Consider the following 17,945-nt stretch of genomic DNA (forward strand, 5'->3'; position numbering starts at 1 on the left):
AACGCGAAGCCATGGACATCCTTCCCATCCTCTCCACGCTGCGCCGGCACAAGACCGCGGCCATCCTGATCGTCGTCGAGATCGCGCTCTCCTGCGCCATCGTCTGCAACGCGCTCTTCCTCATCGGCGACCGCCTCGACACCATGCGCAGGCCGAGCGGCGTCGCGGAACGCGAACTGGTGCGTGTGCAGGTCGCCGGCATCGGCCGCAACGCGAACGCGGAGGCGATCACGCGCGAGGACCTCGCGGCACTGCGCGCGATTCCCGGCGTCCGCAGCGTCGCCACCAGCCCGATGGTGCCGTTCGGGGAATCCACCTGGAACACCAGCATCAACCTGCAGCCGGACCAGGACCGGCCGAGCGCCAGCGGCGCCTCCTACTACGGCGGCGAGGGCTTCCTCGAAACGCTGGGACTCGAGCTGATCGCCGGACGCGACTTCGCCGCCGACGAGTACCGCGAGATGGCGGGCGCGCGTGCGGGCGACGAGGGCCAGTACCCGCCGGTGGCGATCCTCAGCCGCGCCCTCGCCGAGCGCCTGTTCCCGGGCGAATCCGCACTCGGCAGATCGATCTACACGTTCGGGGAGGCGCCGATCCGGGTGGTGGGGGTCGTCGACCGCCTGCTGCGCCCCAACCCGCGGCGGGACAGCACGGTCGCGGAGGACACCCTGATCTTCCCGCTGCGCATGAACTACAGCGAGGGCGCCTACTATCTCATCCGGACCGATCCGGACCGCCGCGACGAGGTGCTGGAGGCCGCCGTGCGCGCGCTCGAGGCGGTCAACAGCAGCCGCGTGGTGATCTACCGGGACACGGTCGAGTCGCTGCGCAGCGACTTCTACCGCCAGGACCGCGCCATGGCCTGGCTGCTCGTCACGGTCTGCGTCGCCCTGCTGGTGGTGACGGCGCTCGGCATCGTCGGCCTCGCCAGCTTCTGGGTGCAGCAGCGGACGCGCCAGATCGGCATCCGCCGCGCCCTGGGCGCGACCCGGGGGCAGATCATGCGCTACTTCCAGACCGAGAATTTCCTGCTCGCCACGCTCGGCATCGCCCTCGGCATGCTGCTGGCATATGGCATCAACCTGTGGCTGATGCAGACCTACGCACTGCCGCGCCTGCCCCTGGCCTTCCTGCCCGCCGGCGCGATCGCCCTGTGGGTGCTCGGGCAGATCGCGGTGCTGGGTCCTGCACGGCGCGCGGCGCGCGTCCCGCCGGCGGTCGCCACCCGCAGCGCGTAAAGTCGCCTCCGCCGCAGCCGCCTCCGTCCGCGCATGCCGACCCTCCTCGTCATCGACGACAACCCCGCGATCGCCACCGCACTCGACGTGCTGTTCTCGCTGCACGCCATCGCGGTGGAGGCGGCGGACGGCCCGGACGCCGGCCTGGCGCGGCTGGCGCGCGGCGGCATCGACCTGGTGATCCAGGACATGAACTTCAGCGCCGACACCACCTCCGGCACCGAGGGCGTGGCCCTGTTCCATGCGATCAGGCAGCGCCACCCCGACCTGCCGGTGGTCCTGCTGACCGCGTGGACGCACCTCGAGGCGGCAGTCGACCTGGTCAAGGCCGGCGCCGCGGACTACCTGCCCAAGCCCTGGGACGACCGCCGCCTGCTGGCGACGGTCGCCACCCTGCTGGAGCTGGGCGCATCCCGGCGCGAGCTGCGGCGCCGGCGCAGCGGCGAGCACCGGCGCCGGCAGGAACTGGCGGAGCGCTTCGACCTGCGCGGCCTGGTGTTCGCCGATCCCGCCACCGAGCGCGCGGTGGCCCTGGCCTGCCAGGTCGCCCGCGCCGACGTGCCGGTGCTGGTCACCGGCCCCAACGGCGCCGGCAAGGAGAAGATCGCCGAGATCGTGCAGGCGAACTCGGCGGTGAAGGACGGGCCCTGGGTCACGCTCAACTGCGGCGCACTTCCCTCCGAGCTGATCGAGGCGGAGCTGTTCGGGGCCGAGGCGGGCGCCTACACCGGCGCCACCCGTGCTCGGGAGGGCAAGTTCGAGGCCGCCGACGGCGGCACCCTCTTCCTCGACGAGATCGGCAATCTCCCGCCCGCAGGGCAGATGAAGCTGCTGCGGGTGCTGGAGACCGGGCGCTTCGAACGGCTCGGCGCCAACCGCGAGCGTCAGGTCCGGGTGCGGGTCGTGAGCGCGACCAATGCGGACCTGACGCAGATGATCCGCGACGGCCGCTTCCGCGAGGACCTGTACTACCGCCTCAACACCATCGAGATCGCGCTGCCGCCGCTGGCCGAACGTCCCGACGACATCGAGCCGCTGGCCCTGCACTTCCTGCCGCCCGGGCGCAGCCTGTCCGCAGGGGCGCTCGCCGCGCTGCGGCGTCATGCGTGGCCGGGCAACGTGCGCGAGCTCAAGAACACCCTGCAGCGCGCGGCGCTCCTGGCCCCGGGGGCGGAGATCGGCGCCGGCGACCTCGGACTGCCGGCCGCCGCGCCGCCCGCGGTCGCGCAGGAGGCGGAGCCCGACCGGGAGGCCATCGAGACCGCTCTGGCGCGCGCCGGCGGCGTGATCGCCCAGGCCGCCGGGGAGCTGGGCCTCAGCCGCCAGGCGCTGTATCGCCGCATGGAGCGGCTCGGCATTCCGAGGCCATGACCCGGGAGGCGGCTCCCGATGCCGCCGCGCCGGCGTCGCGCGGCCTGCGGCGCTCGCTGGCCGGCGGCCATGCGCTCGCCGGCGTCCTGCTCGCCATGGCCGCGGCGCTGCTCGCCCTGCTGTTCGACCGCTGGCTGCACAGCCTGCCGCTCAGCCTCGGCGCCACCCTGCTGCTGATCGCGCCGCTCGCGCTGTTCGTCGCCCGCCTGCGGACCGCGCCCATGCTCGCGCTGTTCCGCGCCATGGCGGGCACCGTGCAGGCCTACCGCGACGGCGACTTCTCCTCCGGCCTGCACTGGCGGCGGCACGACGAACTGGCCGAGCTGGTGGCGGCGCACAACGCGCTCGGCGACCGCCTGCGCGAGCAGCGCCAGGCCCTCGTGCAGCGCGAGCTGCTGCTCGACACCATGGTCCAGAACACGCCGGTGGCGATGGTCCTCTGCGACGGCGCCCGCCGCGTGGTCTATTCCAACCTCGCCGCACGCAAGCTGCTCAACGACGGGCGCCGGCTCGAAGGCCGCGCGTTCGACGCACTGCTCGCCGCCGGCCCCCAGCCGCTGCGAGACGCCATCGCGCAGGGCGGCGACGGACTGTTCGCGGTCCCGCGCGAGGACGACGAGGAGGACACCTGGCATCTGTCGCGGCGCCTGTTCCGGCTCAACGGACGGCCGCACGAACTGTTCCTCCTGCGCCACCTCACCGCCGAGCTGCGCCGCCAGGAGGTGCGCACCTGGAAGAAGGTCATCCGGGTCATCAGCCACGAACTCAACAACTCGCTGGCGCCGATCGCCTCGCTCGCGCACTCCGGGGCCGAACTGGTGCGCCGCGGTCGCCACGAGCGGCTCGAGGAGGCCTTCGGCACCATCGAGGATCGCGCCCGCCACCTCGAGGGCTTCATCCGCGGCTACGCCCACTTCGCCAAGCTGCCCGCGCCGCGGGTGGAAGCCGTGGACTGGACGCGCTTCGTCGCACGCCTGCGCAGCCAGATCGCGTTCGACGTCGCCGGACCGCTGCCCGCCGCGCCGGCGCACTTCGATCCCGCCCAGCTGGAACAGGCGCTGATCAACCTGCTGCGCAACGCGCACGAGTCCGGCTCGCCCGCCGAAGCGGTGATCCTGCGCATCCGGCGCCTGCCTGCACAGGTGACGATCGAGGTCGCGGACCGCGGCGGCGGCATGAGCGAGGCGGTGCTCGCCAATGCCCTGCTGCCCTTCTACTCGACCAAGCGCGGCGGGACCGGGCTCGGCCTGGCCCTGGTGCGCGAGATCGCCGAAGCCCACGGCGGGCGGCTCGCCCTCGCCAACCGCCACGGCGGGGGACTGGCGGTGACACTGGCGCTGCCGGCCCCGGAGACGGCACGCTAGGCGGGAACGAAAGCGTAGCAAGGACGCACGCGGACTCCCCGCCACCGGCGGGGGCACACGCCGCTCCCTTCCCGTGCCCTCGCTGCAGCCGGACTTCCCCGTGACGATGAACCAGACCCACCCCGCGCAGGCGCACCGCCGCCGACCGCGCCCCCTCCACGCCGCCCTCGCCTGGCTGCGCCGGGTCCCCGCGACCGACCCGGTCGACCGGCGCAACGCCCCCGTCCTGCAGGCGATCCTGCTCATCCTGGCGGTGTTCCCGCCCCCGCTCTGGCTGTACCGGATCGTGGCCGTGGACCGACCCTGGGCGCCGTGGGAGACGACGAGCCTGCTCACCAGCCTCGCGGTCAGCGCGTTCGCCGTCTTCAACGTCGTCCTCATCCGCCGCGGCCGCGTGCAATGGGCCGTACGGCAGTTGCTGGTGGTCATCGCACTGGCGCAACTGGCCACCTATGTCAACGGCTTCAACAGCCACCGCTACGAGCAGGGACTGCTCGCGGTGTGGCTGGTCATGGCGGGGCTGATGGTGAGCCGTCGGGGGCTGTGGCTCATGTACGCATGGACGCTGCTGATCTTCGCGGTGGGCATCCGCGCCGACGCGCTCAATCCTGCCGTCCCGGATCCGCTGCCGATCCTGGTGGTGGACGGCGTCATCGCCGGCCTGATCCTCCTGCTCGTCGCGATCGTCGTGGACCGCAGCGTCACCGCACTGCGCGAGGCGCTGCAGGCCGCGAACCGGCGCGGCGACCAGCTCGCGACGGCGAACGCGCGCCTGCACGACGAGATCGCCGAGCGCGAACGCGTCCAGGAGCGACTGATGCACGCACAGAAGGTGGAGGCGGCCGGGCGCCTCGCCAGCGGCCTCGCCCACGACTTCAACCATCTCCTCGGCCTGATCCGCGGCTATGCCGGCCGTGCGCGGCGGCGCCTCGACGCGCCGGAGGAGATCGGCAGGGCGCTGGACGGCATCGACACCGCCACGCGGCGCGCGGAGGCGGTGAGCCTGAAGATGCTGAGCTTCAGCAGGCAGCGCGCGTCGCAGGCGGAGGTCTTCGATGCGGGCGACGCGCTGGACGCCATGCGACCGATGCTGCGCCAACTGTTCGATCCGGGCGTCCGGATCGAGCTGGACATCGAGCCGGCGCCGCTGCCGCTCCGCTTCGACCGCACCGAGTTCGAGCTGCTGGTCCTCAACATCGCGGCGAACGCCGACCAGGCCATGCCCCAGGGCGGCATGTTCCGGATCCGGGCACGTTCCGGCGACGACGAAGTGCGGCTCTCGCTGCAGGACGACGGCCACGGCATGGACGACCATGTACGCGCGCACGTGTTCGATGCCTTCTTCACCACTCGCCCCGAAGGCCAGGGCACCGGCCTCGGCCTGACGGTGGCCCACGAACTGATCACCCGCGCCGGTGGCCGCATCGAGGTGGACAGCGCGCCCGGCAAGGGCAGCACCATCCACATCGCCCTCCCGGCGACCCAATCCGAGGCGGCGTAGCGCACCGACAGGCGGAGGCGGTGCGGGCGGGCCGCAGGGACACGGGCGCTTGACGCGCGCCCACCCCACCGCCAGCCTTCGCGCCTCGACCTGGGGAGATCGGGAATGCGCGTCCTCGTCGCCGGGGCCTATGGCCTGATCGGCACCTACGTCACTGCACGGCTTCTCGCCGACGGGCATGCCGTGCGGGGGCTCGGTCGCGACGTCGCCATGGCGCGCCGGCGGCAGCCCGAGGTGGAATGGGTCGCGGCCGACTTCGGGCGCCTCGAGGTCGCGCAGTGGGCGCCGATGCTGCGGGGCGTCGATGCCGTCGTGAACTGCGTCGGCGCGCTGCAGGACGGCCCCCGCGACGACCTCCGCGCCGTGCACGACGAGGGCGTGCGCCGCCTGCTGACCGCATGCGAGGCAGCCGGCGTCGGGCGGATCGTCCACATCTCCGCGGTCGGCGTGGAGCCCGGCACCACGGAGGCGTTCGTCGCGACCAAGGCCGATGCCGAAGCGGCCCTCGCGGTCTCCTCCCTCCACTGGACGATCCTGCGCCCGGGCCTTGTGATCGCGCCCGCGGCCTACGGCGGCACCGGGTTGCTGCGCGGTCTCGCCGGGCTGCCCGGCGTCGTACCGGTCGTGCATGGCGACAGTACGGTGCAGGTCGTCTCGGTCGAGGACGTGGCGGCGGCGGTCGCGCTGGCGCTCGAGCCCGGCGCGCCCCCGGGCCGGCGCCTCGACCTCGTGCACGCGCAGGCATGGCCGCTCGCGGAACTGCTGCCGGCCCTGCGCGCATGGCTGGGACTTCCGCCCGCACGGCACGTGCGCGTTCCGCCGCGGCTGGCGCGGGTCGCGGCCAGGCTCAGCGACGGCCTCGCCTGGCTCGGCTGGCGCAGCGCGATGCGCAGCGCCGCGCTGGCACAGCTTCGGCGGGGTGTCGGCGGCGATGCCGGTCACGCGGCGTCGCTCGGGCTGCAGCCTGCAAGTCTCGGCCAGATGCTCGCGCACTGGCCCGCAGGGATCCAGGAGCGGTGGTTCGCCCGCGCCTACTTCGTGAAGCCGCTGCTGCTCGCGACGCTGGCGCTGTTCTGGATCCTGTCCGGGCTGATCGCGCTCGGGCGCGGGAGCGATGCGGTCGCGGTGCTCGCGCCGAGCGCGTTTCCCGCCGCGCTCGCACCCCTCGCAGTGGCGGCGGGCGCCTGGGTCGACATCACGCTCGGCGCCGCGGTCTGCCTGCGACGCACGGCCCGAGCCGCGCTGCTGGGCATGCTGGCGGTCACGGCGGTCTATCTCGTCGGCGCCACCCTTCTGCGCCCGGACCTCTGGCTCGATCCGCTCGGGCCGCTGCTGAAGACGATTCCGGCCGGCTGCGCGGCGGTCGCCGCACTGGCGCTGCTCGAGGAGCGCTGAATGGACCCGCAGACGCTCTACCTCGCGCTGAAGACGCTGCACGTGATCGGTGCGACCGTGCTGCTCGGGACCGGCGCGGGAATCGCCTTCTTCATGCTGATGGCGCACCGGACCCGCGATGCCGCCCTCGTCGCGCATACCGCCGGTGTCGTCGTGATCGCCGACCTGCTGTTCACCGCATCGGCGGTGATCGTGCAGCCACTCACCGGCGCCGGGCTGGCGCACCTTCTCGGCTTCGACCTGTTCCGGGGATGGATGGGCTGGAGCCTGCTGCTCTACGTCGTCACCGGCGCGTTCTGGCTGCCGGTCGTCTGGATCCAGTTGCGCATGCGCGACCTGGCGCGCATTGCGGCCGCGACCGGCGCGCCACTGCCGCCGGCCTACGACCGGCTCTACCGCATCTGGTTCGCCTGCGGCGTGCCTGCCTTCGCCGCGGTCCTGGGCATCGTGTGGCTGATGGTCGCCAAGCCCGCCTAGGAGGAGAGCCGTCATGGCATCGGATGCCCCGGCAGTTCGCCGACAACCCGCAGCGCCACAGTCAGGGACGACCATGATCCGCACCGAAGCGAGCACCGACGCGAGCACCGACGCGAGCGCCGTCGCGCGCTGGACTCTCTCCGCCTGGCTCGCAGGTCCCGCCCTGGTGATCGCCGGACTGGTGGCGCACGGAATGTGGCGCGTACTGCCGTGGGAACGCTTCGCGCTCGCGCTCGCGCTGGCCCTGCTGTCGCTGGCACTGGCATGGCCGCTGGTGCGATGGCGCCGCTGGAGCTGGGCGTCCGCGCTGGCACTGGTGTGGTGCGCCGCCCTCGCCCTTTTCGTCGGCGTGCTGCCGCTCGCTGCGGCCATGTCCATCGCCGCCGCTTCGCTCGCACTGGGGTTGCGCTGGACGCCCGACGCCGTGCCGGGGCGCATCGCGATCGCCGCGATCGGCGGTTATGCCGTCGTCGCGGGACTCACCGGATGGGTCCTGCCGCTGCGCGTGCATCTGCCCGTGGTGTGGTGGTGCGTGCTCGGCGTGCTCCTGGTCGCGGGAATGGGCGCGTTGCGCAGCGAGCTGCAGAAGGCACGGGCTGCGTGGCGCAGCCTCGCTGCGGATTCCCCGCGCGCACTGGCGGCCGCAGTGCTGCTGCTGGGCCTGGCGTCCACCGGCGCGTGGCTGCCGACCATGCAGATGGACGACCTGACCTATCACCTCAACCTCCCGGCCCAGCTTGCCGTGCACGGGCGCTACCTCGCGGACCCTGTGCATGGGGCATGGGCGTTCGCGCCATGGATGGGGGACGTCGGGCAGGGGCTGGCCTGGGTACTGGGCGGTCGCGAGGCGCGCGGCGCGGTCAACGGCTTCTGGCTCGTCGGGGCCGCGGCCGCGCTCTGCGCGTGCGCACGTGCCCTGGGCGCCGCCCCCATCGAGCGGCTGGCCGTGGTCGCACTGTTCGCGAGCTTCCCGCCGCTGGTGTGGCTGATGGCAGGCATGCAGACCGAACTGCCGGCGATGGCCGTGACCTTCGCCCTCGTCGCCCTGCTGCTGCACGACCGCCAGGGCCGCCACCTGATGGCGATGACGGTACTTCTCGCCGCGCTGGCCGCACTCAAGCCGATGCACGCCATCGCCGCCCTGCCGCTCGCGCTCCTCGCGCTCGGCTTCGACGGCCGGCGCGTGGTGCGCACGCTGCCTGCACTGGTTCTGGCGTTCGTCGCCGTCGCCGGCTCGAGCTATGTGCAGGCGTGGTGGCACACCGGCAATCCGCTGTTCCCGCTGTTCAACGGGATCTTCCGCTCGCCGCTGTACCCGCTCGAGAACATGGGGGACGCGCGCTGGCACGCAGGGTTCGGTCCCACGCTGCCATGGCGGGTCACCTTCGAGACCGAGCGGTACCTCGAGGCCTGGGCGGGCGGCATCGGCTTCCTGTGGGTCGGGCTCGCCGGAGCGTGGTGCCTCGCCCTCGTCCGGCGCTCCACGCGCGCCCTCGCACTGGCGGCATTGCTGACGGCGCTGCTGCCGATGCTGCCGATGCAGTACGTCCGTTACGCGTTTCCCGGCCTTCTGCTGCTGCTTCTTCCCGCGCTGTGCGGCAGCCGCGAGGCGGTCGGACATGAGCGTCCGCGACTGTGGGGCGGCGCGATCGTCCTGCTGTGCGCGGTCAACCTCGCGTTCCAGGCCAATGCAGGCTGGACGCATCATTCCGCCGCGCTGAAGCGCGCGATCCGCGCGCCGGGCGCGCCGGAGGCCGTGCTGCCGCACTACGTGGCCGAACGCAGTCTCGTCGCCGGCCTGCCGGCAGGCGACACGGGCATCGTCCTGGCCACCGACCCGCAGCGCGGGCATGTCGCGGAGCTGGCCGGGCGGGGGCGGCTGATGTCCGGGCACGCACCTGCGCTGGCGGCCGCACGCGAAGCGGCGGAGCAGGACACGAGCGGCGCTTCGTGGCAGGCGATCTTCGACGACCTCGACGTGCGCTGGATCCTCGTCACCGATGCGGTCGCCTCGCCCGCCCTGCAGCAGGCCCTCGCGGCCGACGGAGCCGTGCCGGTCGACTCGATCGGGGGAATCACGCTCTGGCGGCGGACGCTCCGGTGACCCCGGGCATGCCGGCGTCGCCGGCCCGTACGCCCCCTGCACCGCCCGCGGTGGCGCTCGCGCATGCCTTGAGGCCCGGATGGACGGGCGCGACCGCCAGCGACGCAGCCGCCACGACCGCGGATGCCGCGGCCCGACGCATCAGGGCGACTGCTTCGGTTCCTTGACCGGCCGCTTCCAACCCTCGACCACCGCCTGGCGCGCGCGCGCCAGGGCGAGCTTGCCGTCGGGGACGTTGCTCACGATGACCGAGCCTGCCCCGGTGGTCGCGCCGGCGCCGATGGAGACCGGCGCGACCAGGGAGGTGTTGGAGCCGATGAAGGCGCCGTCGCCGATCCGTGTGGTGGACTTGTTGGCGCCGTCGTAGTTGCAGGTGATGGTGCCCGCGCCGATGTTCACCGCGGCGCCGATCTCGGCATCGCCGAGGTAGGTCAGGTGGTTGGCCTTGCTGCCCTCGCCGAGCCGCGCGTTCTTGGTCTCGACGAAATTGCCGATGTGCACGCCGGCGGCCAGCTCGGTCCCGGGGCGCAGCCGGGCGAACGGCCCGACGGTGACCGCGCCGCCCGTCGCCACGCCCTCCAGGTCGCAGTGCGCGCGCACCACGCTGCCGGCGGCGAGGCGCACGTCCTTGAGCCGGCAGAACGGCCCGATGCGGACGCCGTCGCCAAGCTCCACATGCCCTTCGAGGACGACGTCAACGTCGATCTCGACGTCGCGGCCTGCGACCACGGTGCCGCGCTGGTCGAAGCGGGCGGGATCGATCAGCCGCACGCCGGCCGCGCACAGGGCCCGCGCCGCGCGTCGCTGGAAGTGGCGCTCCAGCTCGGCCAGCTGCCACGGGTCGTTGGCCCCCAGCGTCTCGGCGGGGTCGGTGCTGGCGACGGCGGCCGCCGGGCGCCCCTCGGCCGCGGCCAGGGCGAACACGTCGGTGAGGTAGTACTCGCCCTGCGCATTGTCGTTGCCGACGGCGCCGAGCCAGCGGCGCAGCGCGTCCGCGTCGCCGGCGAGGATGCCGGTGTTGACGGTGCGGATCGCGCGCTGCGCGGGGCTGGCGTCCTTGTGCTCGACGACCGCCTCGACCCGCCCCGCCGCGTCCAGCACCACGCGGCCGTAGCCGGTCGGGTCGTCCACCTCGGCCACCAGCATCGCCAGCGACGCATCGACCGCGCACAGCGCCTCGAGGGTCTCCTCGCGGATGAGCGGCACGTCGCCGTAGAGCACCAGCACGCGCGCGCCGGCCGGGATCGCCGGCAGCGCCTGCAACAGCGCATGGCCGGTACCGAGGCGCTGCGCCTGCTCCGCCCAGCCCAATCGCGGATCGGGGAAGGCGGCGCGCACCGCGTCGCCCCCGTGGCCGTAGACGATGTGGATGCCGACCGGGCCGAGCGCGCCGGCGACGTCGACCACATGGGCCAGCATCGGCCGGCCGGCGACGGGCTGCAGGACCTTAGGCAGGTCGGACTTCATCCGGGTCCCCGCGCCGGCGGCGAGGATCACGACGTGCAGGTCGGGGCGCATGGCGACTCCATTCGGGAGAATCCGCCATTGTAGAGCGCACGGGCCCCGCGGCCGGCTACCCCGCCGGATCGAACAGGTAGCCGACGCCGCGCACCGCACGCACGGGACACTCGCGCCCCAGCATGGTCCGCACGCGCGTGCGCAGGCGATGCACCAGCATCTCGAGCCGATGGGGATCGAAGTCCCAGGGCCGGTCGGTGAGGTCGCCGATGAGCGCGTCCTTGGGCACCGGCGACCCCGAGGCGGCGACCAGCCGCCGCAGCACGACGCGCTCGGGACGGGTCAGCGCGAGCGTGGCGCCGTCCGGCGCGCACAGCGTCCAGCCGTCGCTGGCGAGCGCCCACACCGGCGGCGCCCGCCGCGTCCGCCCGCGCATGCGCCGGGCGATGCTCTCCAGCCCGGCGACGAGCACCGCCTCGTCCACCGGCTTGGTGAGGTAGAGGTCGGCGCCCTGGAGCAGCCCGCGCGCGACGTGCTCCGGCCCGTTGCGGCCGGTGAGCATGACGATGCGGATGTCGGACTCCTCCGCCAGCCGGCGTGCCACGGACAGCCCGTCCTCGCCGGGCAGGCCCACGTCCAGGATCACCACGTCGCAGGGCGAGGTCTCGAGGTGGACGGCGAGCTCCTCCGCGCTGTGCAGCGGCGTCACCTGCAGGCCGAGATCGGCCAGGTTCGCCGCGATCAGCGCCCGCAGCTCCTCGTCGTCCTCCACGAGCGCGATGTAGAGCTGGGCCAGCTCGGGCGAAATCCCGGTCTCCCCCGCATGCCCGCCTCCGGGGTGCCTGTCCGCCATGTCCTCGTCTCTCTCTCCGTCTCCGCCCGCGGCGGGTGCTTCGCGCTGCCGTCGCCTCCGCCGGACCGCGGGATGATGCCCCAGCGGACGCTGGCGGGACACGCTCAGTAGCGCCCGGTGAAGTTCACGAACCAGCCGCGATGGTCGTAGTCGAACCGCGTCAGGTCGTCGCTGAAGTCGGTGAAGTTGTAGCCGGCACCGATGCGGAAGTTGCGCCCGATGTCGCGGTCCACGCCGACCAGCCAGCCGGCGCGTTCGCCGCCATCGTCCACCGACAGCCAGCGGTACTCCGCCAGCGCGTGCCAACGCTGGAGCAGCTCGTAGCGCACCTGCGCGGCGGCGAAGTCGGTGCCGCTGTCGAACCACGGACCGGTCCCGCGCTCGTAGCGGACCTCGCCTTCCCGACGCGCGAGCTTGCCGGCGAACTCCCAGTGCCGGCCCGCTCTGTACACGCCCTCGAAGGACAGGATCTGCGAGCGCTGGTCGACCGTGGCGCCCCCGATCTGGCCGAACGAGGCGAGGTCGTAGAGGTAGGTATAGCGACCGAACAGCGCCCAGCGGGTGCTGTCCCACGGACGCCAGGCGAAGCCCAGGTTGCCTTCGACGAAGCGGGCACCGGCGGCGGCCAGGATCTCGTCCTCGGTCTTCGAATAGTTCAGCCGCGCGGCGATGCGCAGGCTCTCGTTGACCCGGTGCGCCAGGCGGTTGGTCGTCACCCACTGGGTGCGCCGCTCGGCGCCGGTGTCGCGCCGCCACTCGACGCGGCTCTGCCAGTCGGTGCGCGCGGAGGTGCGCCCGCCGCCGACGCTGATCGCGCGCCTGTCGATCTCGCCGCCCGCGGCGTTGACGAGTTCGCCCGACTGCAGCGTGAAGCCGGTGTTCCAGCCCTGGGCGGGATAGAAGTCCATGCCGAAGGTGTGCGCGAGGCCGGACTCCGTCGGCGCCTTCAGGAACTGGCTTTCGTTGAACAGGTTGACCTGGTTGGACAGGCGCCAGCGCTGGCCCAGCGTCCAGCCGTTCTGCGAGACGGGATTGAAGAGCGGATCGTAGGCGGTACGGTCGGTCGAATAGGTGTAGCCGGCGTACAGGGTCTGCTCGGGACGCAGGCGGTATTCGGCATCGATCCGCGCCGCATCGCCGCGGTCGCCGCCGGTGACCTCGGCGCCCACGCTCGACTGGTCCCCGAACAGGTAGCGCGCGCCCGCGGTGAGCGCATCGTTGTCGCGGTAGGCGTCGCCGTCGTCGTCGAGGGTGGCCTGGGCGATGCCGTACAGGTCCAGCGCGTCGCCGACGCGCTGGCTGTACTTCACCGCGCCCAGCAGGCCGGCCACGTCGCCGCCGGCACGCCCCTCCTGCACCCGGCGCAGCTCGGCGCCGAGGGCGGCGTCGGGGGAGATGCGCCACTCGCCCGTGATCTGGGCCTGGGTCAGGGTGTCCGCGCCGCGTTCGGCGCGGCTCCAGCGCGCATGGACGTCGATGTCCTGGGTGAGCTGGCCCGCCAGCTCCGCGCCGACCTCCTCGATCCCGAGGCCGGTGTCGTGCCGCGCGATGGAGAAGCCGGCATCGACCCGCCGCCACCACGCCGCGCCGGTCCAGTCGAGCGAGGTCAGGCCGAGCTCGCGCAGGTTCGCGCGCGCCTCGACGGCGGTCGCCTCGCCCTCGCGCGGCCCGTCGGGATTGAGGCGGGTGAAGCTCAGGCCGCCGTTGTCGGAGAAGAACACCGGCGCGCCGGTGGCCTCGGTCCGGCTGTGCTCGACCTTGAGGAACGTGCCGCGTCCCGCCTGCAGGGTGACGTCGGCGCTCATGAGGGTGTAGTCCTCGCCCGCCCGGTTCTCGTCGACCCAGGTCGCGCCCACCCCGAGGTGATCGCCGAACCAGTGCTTGCCGCGCAGGCCCGCCGTGATCTCGTCGGCGTCGAAGCCGGTCGGGATCCACTCGTAGTCCACCACCAGGCGCTGCTCGTAGCCGTCGAGCGGGACGTCGCGCGTCAGGGTCGGCACGTTCTCGCGGGTGATCTGCGCCAGCGGGCGCGACAGGATGATGCGGCCCTGGAGTTCGTCGATCTCGTAGTCGGCCCCGCGCAGCAGGTCGACGCGGTTCTGCACGCGGCCGGTGGTGCGGTCGCGGACCTCGAGCACCACGCGGTCCGAACCGGGCAGCAGGTCGGTGTGCCGCAGGTAGTACAGCGAGCCGCCGGTGCCGACGAACTCGCTGTGCCCCGGCGCCGACTGCGCCTCGGACGCGAACACGCGCAGGCTGGTACGCGGGTCGCCCCAGGCGTTGCTGGCCGGCGCGCGCCAGGCCAGCGCCGCACCGTAGAGCGAGCGCACGTACTGCGCGTATTCGGTGCCGGTCAGGCCGGTGGCGAAGTTGCCCCACAGCGCCTGGTTCTGGTCCCAGTCGACGCGCAGGTAGAGCCGGCCCATGGTGTCCACGTCGCGCCAGGTGGTCGAATCGTCGCCGTAGACCGGGTAGTACAGGTCGGGGTCGAGGCGGCGGAACACGTCCTGCGGGTCCGCGCGGAAGAAGCCGTCGAACAGGTCGCCGGTGGCGCGCTCGGTGGTGTCCGCCTGCGCGGTGACCAGGTACTTCCCGCCGGTCTTGGCCTTGAGATAGAAGGCCAGCCGCGCGTCGGACAGGATGTCGTCGTCGGCTCGCGCGTCGTTCGCGAACGGCGCCGCCGAGCCGCCGATGCGGTTCTGGTGGACGGTGAGGTCGGCCAGGGCGACGCCGAAGAAGTAGCGCCCGGTGACCTCCACGTCGAGCGTCTCGCGCACGGCGTTGCCGCCGCGGTCCTCCACCGCGACGTCGAACCGATGCACCCCGACCGGCGCGAGGTACTCGGCGACGAACTTGCGCTCGAGGTCGACGGGATAGCGCTCGCCGTTGATGCTGAGCGTGGCGCCCTCCGGCAGGTCGCGCCCCTGGATGCGGATCCGCGAGCCGTGGATCGGGATGTTGTGCTGGCGCAGGTCGTTGCCGGCGAACACCGCGTCGAGCATCGACTGCGACTGCGCCTCGTCCGCACCCAGCGCGGTGCCCAGTTGCCGCTCGGTCCGCTCGCGCAGTTGCGTCGCGCTGCGGCGGGCGTCCTCGGGACGGACCAGTTGCAGGGTGCGCGCGTGGGTCTCGTCCATGCGCCCGTGTGCGTCGTAGGCGCGCAGGACGTAGCGCAGCGCGTCGCCGACGCGATGGCGGTAGCGCGCGGGCAGTGCGCCGTCCCACTCCGCCTGCGCGACCGGCGCCACGGGCACCGGCACCACCGCCAGCGGATCGACCAGGTCTGCGTCGCTGCCGCGGTAGATCGCGATCTCGTAGCGCTCGACGAAGCCGGGGTAGTTGCCCCGGACGAAGAAGCGGACCGGCTCCACCACGGCACGGCCGTCGTAGGCGACCAGGGTCGGTGCGGAAACCGCCAGCTCCGGGCGCCCCAGCGTGGGGTCCTCGGTCGCCCAGATCACGCCGCCACCGGGCAGGTGGATCGAGAACGTCCCGCTGGCGTGCGCGCGGCCCGGCGCGGCGAACGCGACCTCGGCGCGCCGGTCGGGCTGCAGCGCCTCCGCGGACGAGCCCGCGTCGGTGCCGCGGGTGACCGGTGCGTCGTAGCTGCGCGAGCGCAGGCGGAACAGCAGTTCGCCGTCGTCCGAGCACGCAGCGGCGTCGCAGTCGATGGCGGCCGGCGGCGCCGCCTCGGGCGCCCGGGCCTGCGCCACGGCCGGCAGCGCACCGCCGAGCAGGCAGATCAGGGTGTAGTCGAGAAGCTTCATCTTCATGGTGCGCGCTCCCCTTGCTCGCGCGTCGTGCCGATGGCCGCGGCCGGCCCGGCGCTGGCCTCGACGCGCACGGCGGCGCGCAGTCCGGGGCTCAGTCGCTGTTCCAGCGCCGCGAAGACCGCCTGCGCGCGGCGCAGGCCGAGGGCGGCGTTGTAGGCGTGCGATCCGCGCACGTCGGTGTGTCCGGCGATCGTCACCGTGCCGCCGCCGCGCCGCTCCAGGAAGGCGGCCAGGCGGTCGAGCAGCGGCCCGAACTCCGGATGGATCTCCGCGCTGTCGGTCTCGAACAGCACCGTCCCCAGCAAAGTCCCGCCCTCGCCGAGCAGGGCCACGAGGGTCTGGGGGTCGTCGGTCTCGGCGCGCAGCGCCACCGTGAGCGCGTCGGCATGCGCCGGGTCCACCGCTGCACGCAGGGCGTCCCGCAGCGCCGCGGCGCGCTCGAAGGCCAGCGCCTCGCTCTCCCCGTCCGCGCGGATCAGCACGTCGCCGCCGGCATGGGCGTCGATCCGTGCGGCCATGGCCTCGACCACCGGCAGGTAGCGCGGCTCGAGGACGGCGCTGCCGGGTGCGAACAGCACCTCGCCCAGTTCGAGCTCGATGCGCTCCGTTCCGCCCTCCAGGGCGGTCGCCGGCATCTGCACGCCGAAGTCGAAGCGCACGGGCAGTCCGGGCGTCACCCGGCGCAGCTGCGGGTTGTCGGTGGTGAACACCGTGCCCGGCGGCAGCGTCGAGGGATCGACCTTGAGGATGAGGTTGCGGCCGTTCGCCCGCACGCCGCCCGAAAGGCCGGTGAGGTGGTAGCGGCCGTACTGGTCGGTCTCGACCAGCAGTCCCTCGACCGTGGCGATGCGCACGCCGGGGATGCCGCGCTCGTCGATGCCGCGGTTGTCGATGACGTAGTCGACCACGTAGCCGTCCGCGACCGCCGAGACGCGGCGCTCGACCACCGGTTCGGCCGCGGTGAGGCCGCGCGCGGCCTCGCCCGAGGTTTCCACCGTCGTGGTGCCGTCGGCCGCCATCCGCAGGGTGATGCCCTGGCTGCTGGTCAGGACGAAGTCGTCGGTGAACGCGGGCTCGCGCAGACGCTGCCGGATCACCACGCGGTTCCCGCCGCTGCGGTCGGCCTCCGAGCCCCGTCCGGCGATGCGGCCCAGCGCGATGCCGTGCAGCAGCGGCGCACTGGCGTCCGCGACAGGCTGGTGGCCGTCGCCGCGGTCGAGCGTGGTGGAGCCGGCGACGTAGGCGCCGGGCGCGAAGCCGCCACGGACGTGCACGCCGCTCAGCGCAGCCGAGTCCTGCCAGCCGTCGCCGTCGCGGTCGTGGAAGACCGTGCCGACGACCAGGGATTCGTCGAGCAGGGGATCGACCGCCGAGCGCACCTGCGCCGTGGCGACGTTGGACAGGGACGTCCCGGCGGCATCGAAGGCTTCCACCTGGTTGACGTGGGTTCCGCTGCGCACGCCCGCACCGACCCGCAGCAGGTAATGCAGGGTCGTCCGCTCGCCGACGGCGAGGCTCAGCCCGTCGATGCGGATCGGGTTGTAGCCGCTCGTGGCGTAGGCGCGCCCGTCCTCGGCAACGAGCGAGCCCCCGACGTAGCTGAAACCGGCCGGCGGCGTGTCCAGCAGGCTGGCGCCGGTCACGTCGGCCTCGCCGACGTTCTCGACGGTCAGCGTGTAGCGGACCAGGTCGCCCACCCGGACCTCGCGCACGCCGGCGGTCTTGGTCAGCCGCAGGGTCGCCGCGCCCTCGACGTCGATGGTCACGGTGGCGGTGTCGCAGACCACAACCGGCCAGGAGGTGTCGCAGACCTCGTACACGAAGGTGTCGATGCCGACGAATCCGGGGCGCGGCGTGTAGGTGCAGGTTCCGGCCGTACAGGTCGCCTGGCCGTTCGCCGGCGGCGTCGAGACGCGCACGGAGTGCGGGTCCAGCGGCGCGCCGGTGGAGGTGTCGTTGCCGACCACGACCACGTCCAGCGGCTCCCCGGGGCCCACGCTTCCCGGTGTGTCGTCGATCGCCTCGACCCGGTTCGGCAGGACCGTGACGGTCACGGTGGCGCTGGCGCAGTTGCCCGGATTGAGCGTCTCGCAGACCTGGTACTGGTAGACGTCCTCGCCGGAGAACCCGGGGTCCGGGGTATAGGTGACGGTGCCGTCGTCGCCGACGACGACGGTCCCGTTGGCCGGCTGGACGAGGACGGTCACGTCGACGGCGTCCACGGCCGGCGGCAGCCCGTCGAGGGTGTCGTTGTCCAGGACCGGCGTGGTCACCGGCGTGTTCTGGGGCGTCGAGGCGCTGTCGTCGCTGGCCGCGATGGCCGCTGGAGTGAACTCCTAAATCACCCCTCTCGCCAGCGCGCTCCGCGGCTTCGCAGGTCTTGGGTTCGGTATAGACCTGTAAGATTGACC

11 protein-coding genes are annotated in these 17,945 nt (G+C 73.1%); 7 read left to right on the plus strand and 4 right to left on the minus strand.

The features are described 5' to 3' along the window. Positions 1-11 precede the first annotated feature (11 nt). The 7 genes from ACFO3Q_RS12745 (at position 12) to ACFO3Q_RS12775 (ending at position 9,450) form a co-directional block, all read left to right on the plus strand. Positions 12-1,238, plus strand: coding sequence for an ABC transporter permease (locus ACFO3Q_RS12745; RefSeq protein ID WP_377005104.1), 1,227 nt, complete (start codon positions 12-14; stop codon positions 1,236-1,238). A gap of 33 nt (positions 1,239-1,271) precedes the next feature. Beyond that, positions 1,272-2,609: a sigma-54-dependent transcriptional regulator gene (locus ACFO3Q_RS12750; protein ID WP_377005105.1), complete on the plus strand. Its 1,338-nt coding sequence runs from the start codon at positions 1,272-1,274 to the stop codon at positions 2,607-2,609. A 95-nt stretch (positions 2,610-2,704) separates the two neighbouring features. Beyond that, on the plus strand, positions 2,705-3,973 hold the full coding sequence (locus tag ACFO3Q_RS12755; RefSeq protein ID WP_377005144.1) for a sensor histidine kinase: 1,269 nt from the start codon (positions 2,705-2,707) through the stop codon (positions 3,971-3,973). Positions 3,974-4,079: 106 nt separating this feature from the next. Next, positions 4,080-5,474 carry a sensor histidine kinase gene (locus tag ACFO3Q_RS12760; protein WP_377005106.1) on the plus strand — a complete coding sequence of 465 codons (1,395 nt, stop codon included), beginning with the start codon at positions 4,080-4,082 and terminating at the stop codon, positions 5,472-5,474. A 105-nt stretch (positions 5,475-5,579) separates the two neighbouring features. Next, entirely contained in the window at positions 5,580-6,869 is a 1,290-nt protein-coding gene (locus ACFO3Q_RS12765; RefSeq protein ID WP_377005107.1) for an SDR family oxidoreductase, read from the plus strand. Beyond that, a complete protein-coding gene (locus tag ACFO3Q_RS12770) occupies positions 6,870-7,346 on the plus strand; it encodes a DUF2269 family protein (RefSeq protein WP_377005108.1) in 477 nt (158 codons plus the stop codon). 73 nt (positions 7,347-7,419) lie between these two features. Continuing rightward, positions 7,420-9,450 (plus strand): hypothetical protein, encoded by a 2,031-nt coding sequence (locus tag ACFO3Q_RS12775; protein WP_377005109.1) that lies wholly within the window; start codon positions 7,420-7,422, stop codon positions 9,448-9,450. 141 nt (positions 9,451-9,591) lie between these two features. Here ACFO3Q_RS12775 and glmU read toward each other — a convergent pair whose 3' ends face one another. The 4 genes from glmU to ACFO3Q_RS12795 form a co-directional block, all read right to left on the minus strand. Next, positions 9,592-10,968 carry a bifunctional UDP-N-acetylglucosamine diphosphorylase/glucosamine-1-phosphate N-acetyltransferase GlmU gene (gene glmU, locus ACFO3Q_RS12780; RefSeq protein ID WP_377005110.1) on the minus strand — a complete coding sequence of 459 codons (1,377 nt, stop codon included), beginning with the start codon at positions 10,966-10,968 and terminating at the stop codon, positions 9,592-9,594. Between the two features lie 55 nt (positions 10,969-11,023). Beyond that, positions 11,024-11,761: a response regulator transcription factor gene (locus ACFO3Q_RS12785; protein ID WP_377005111.1), complete on the minus strand. Its 738-nt coding sequence runs from the start codon at positions 11,759-11,761 to the stop codon at positions 11,024-11,026. A 104-nt stretch (positions 11,762-11,865) separates the two neighbouring features. Next, on the minus strand, positions 11,866-15,534 hold the full coding sequence (locus ACFO3Q_RS12790; protein ID WP_377005112.1) for a hypothetical protein: 3,669 nt from the start codon (positions 15,532-15,534) through the stop codon (positions 11,866-11,868). Beyond that, positions 15,531-17,807: an Ig-like domain-containing protein gene (locus ACFO3Q_RS12795; protein WP_377005113.1), complete on the minus strand. Its 2,277-nt coding sequence runs from the start codon at positions 17,805-17,807 to the stop codon at positions 15,531-15,533. Before ACFO3Q_RS12795 ends, ACFO3Q_RS12790 begins: the two co-directional genes overlap by 4 nt. Positions 17,808-17,945 lie beyond the last annotated feature (138 nt).

It is taken from the genome of Coralloluteibacterium thermophilum (genome assembly GCF_042654365.1).
Lineage (GTDB): Bacteria > Pseudomonadota > Gammaproteobacteria > Xanthomonadales > Xanthomonadaceae > Coralloluteibacterium > Coralloluteibacterium thermophilum.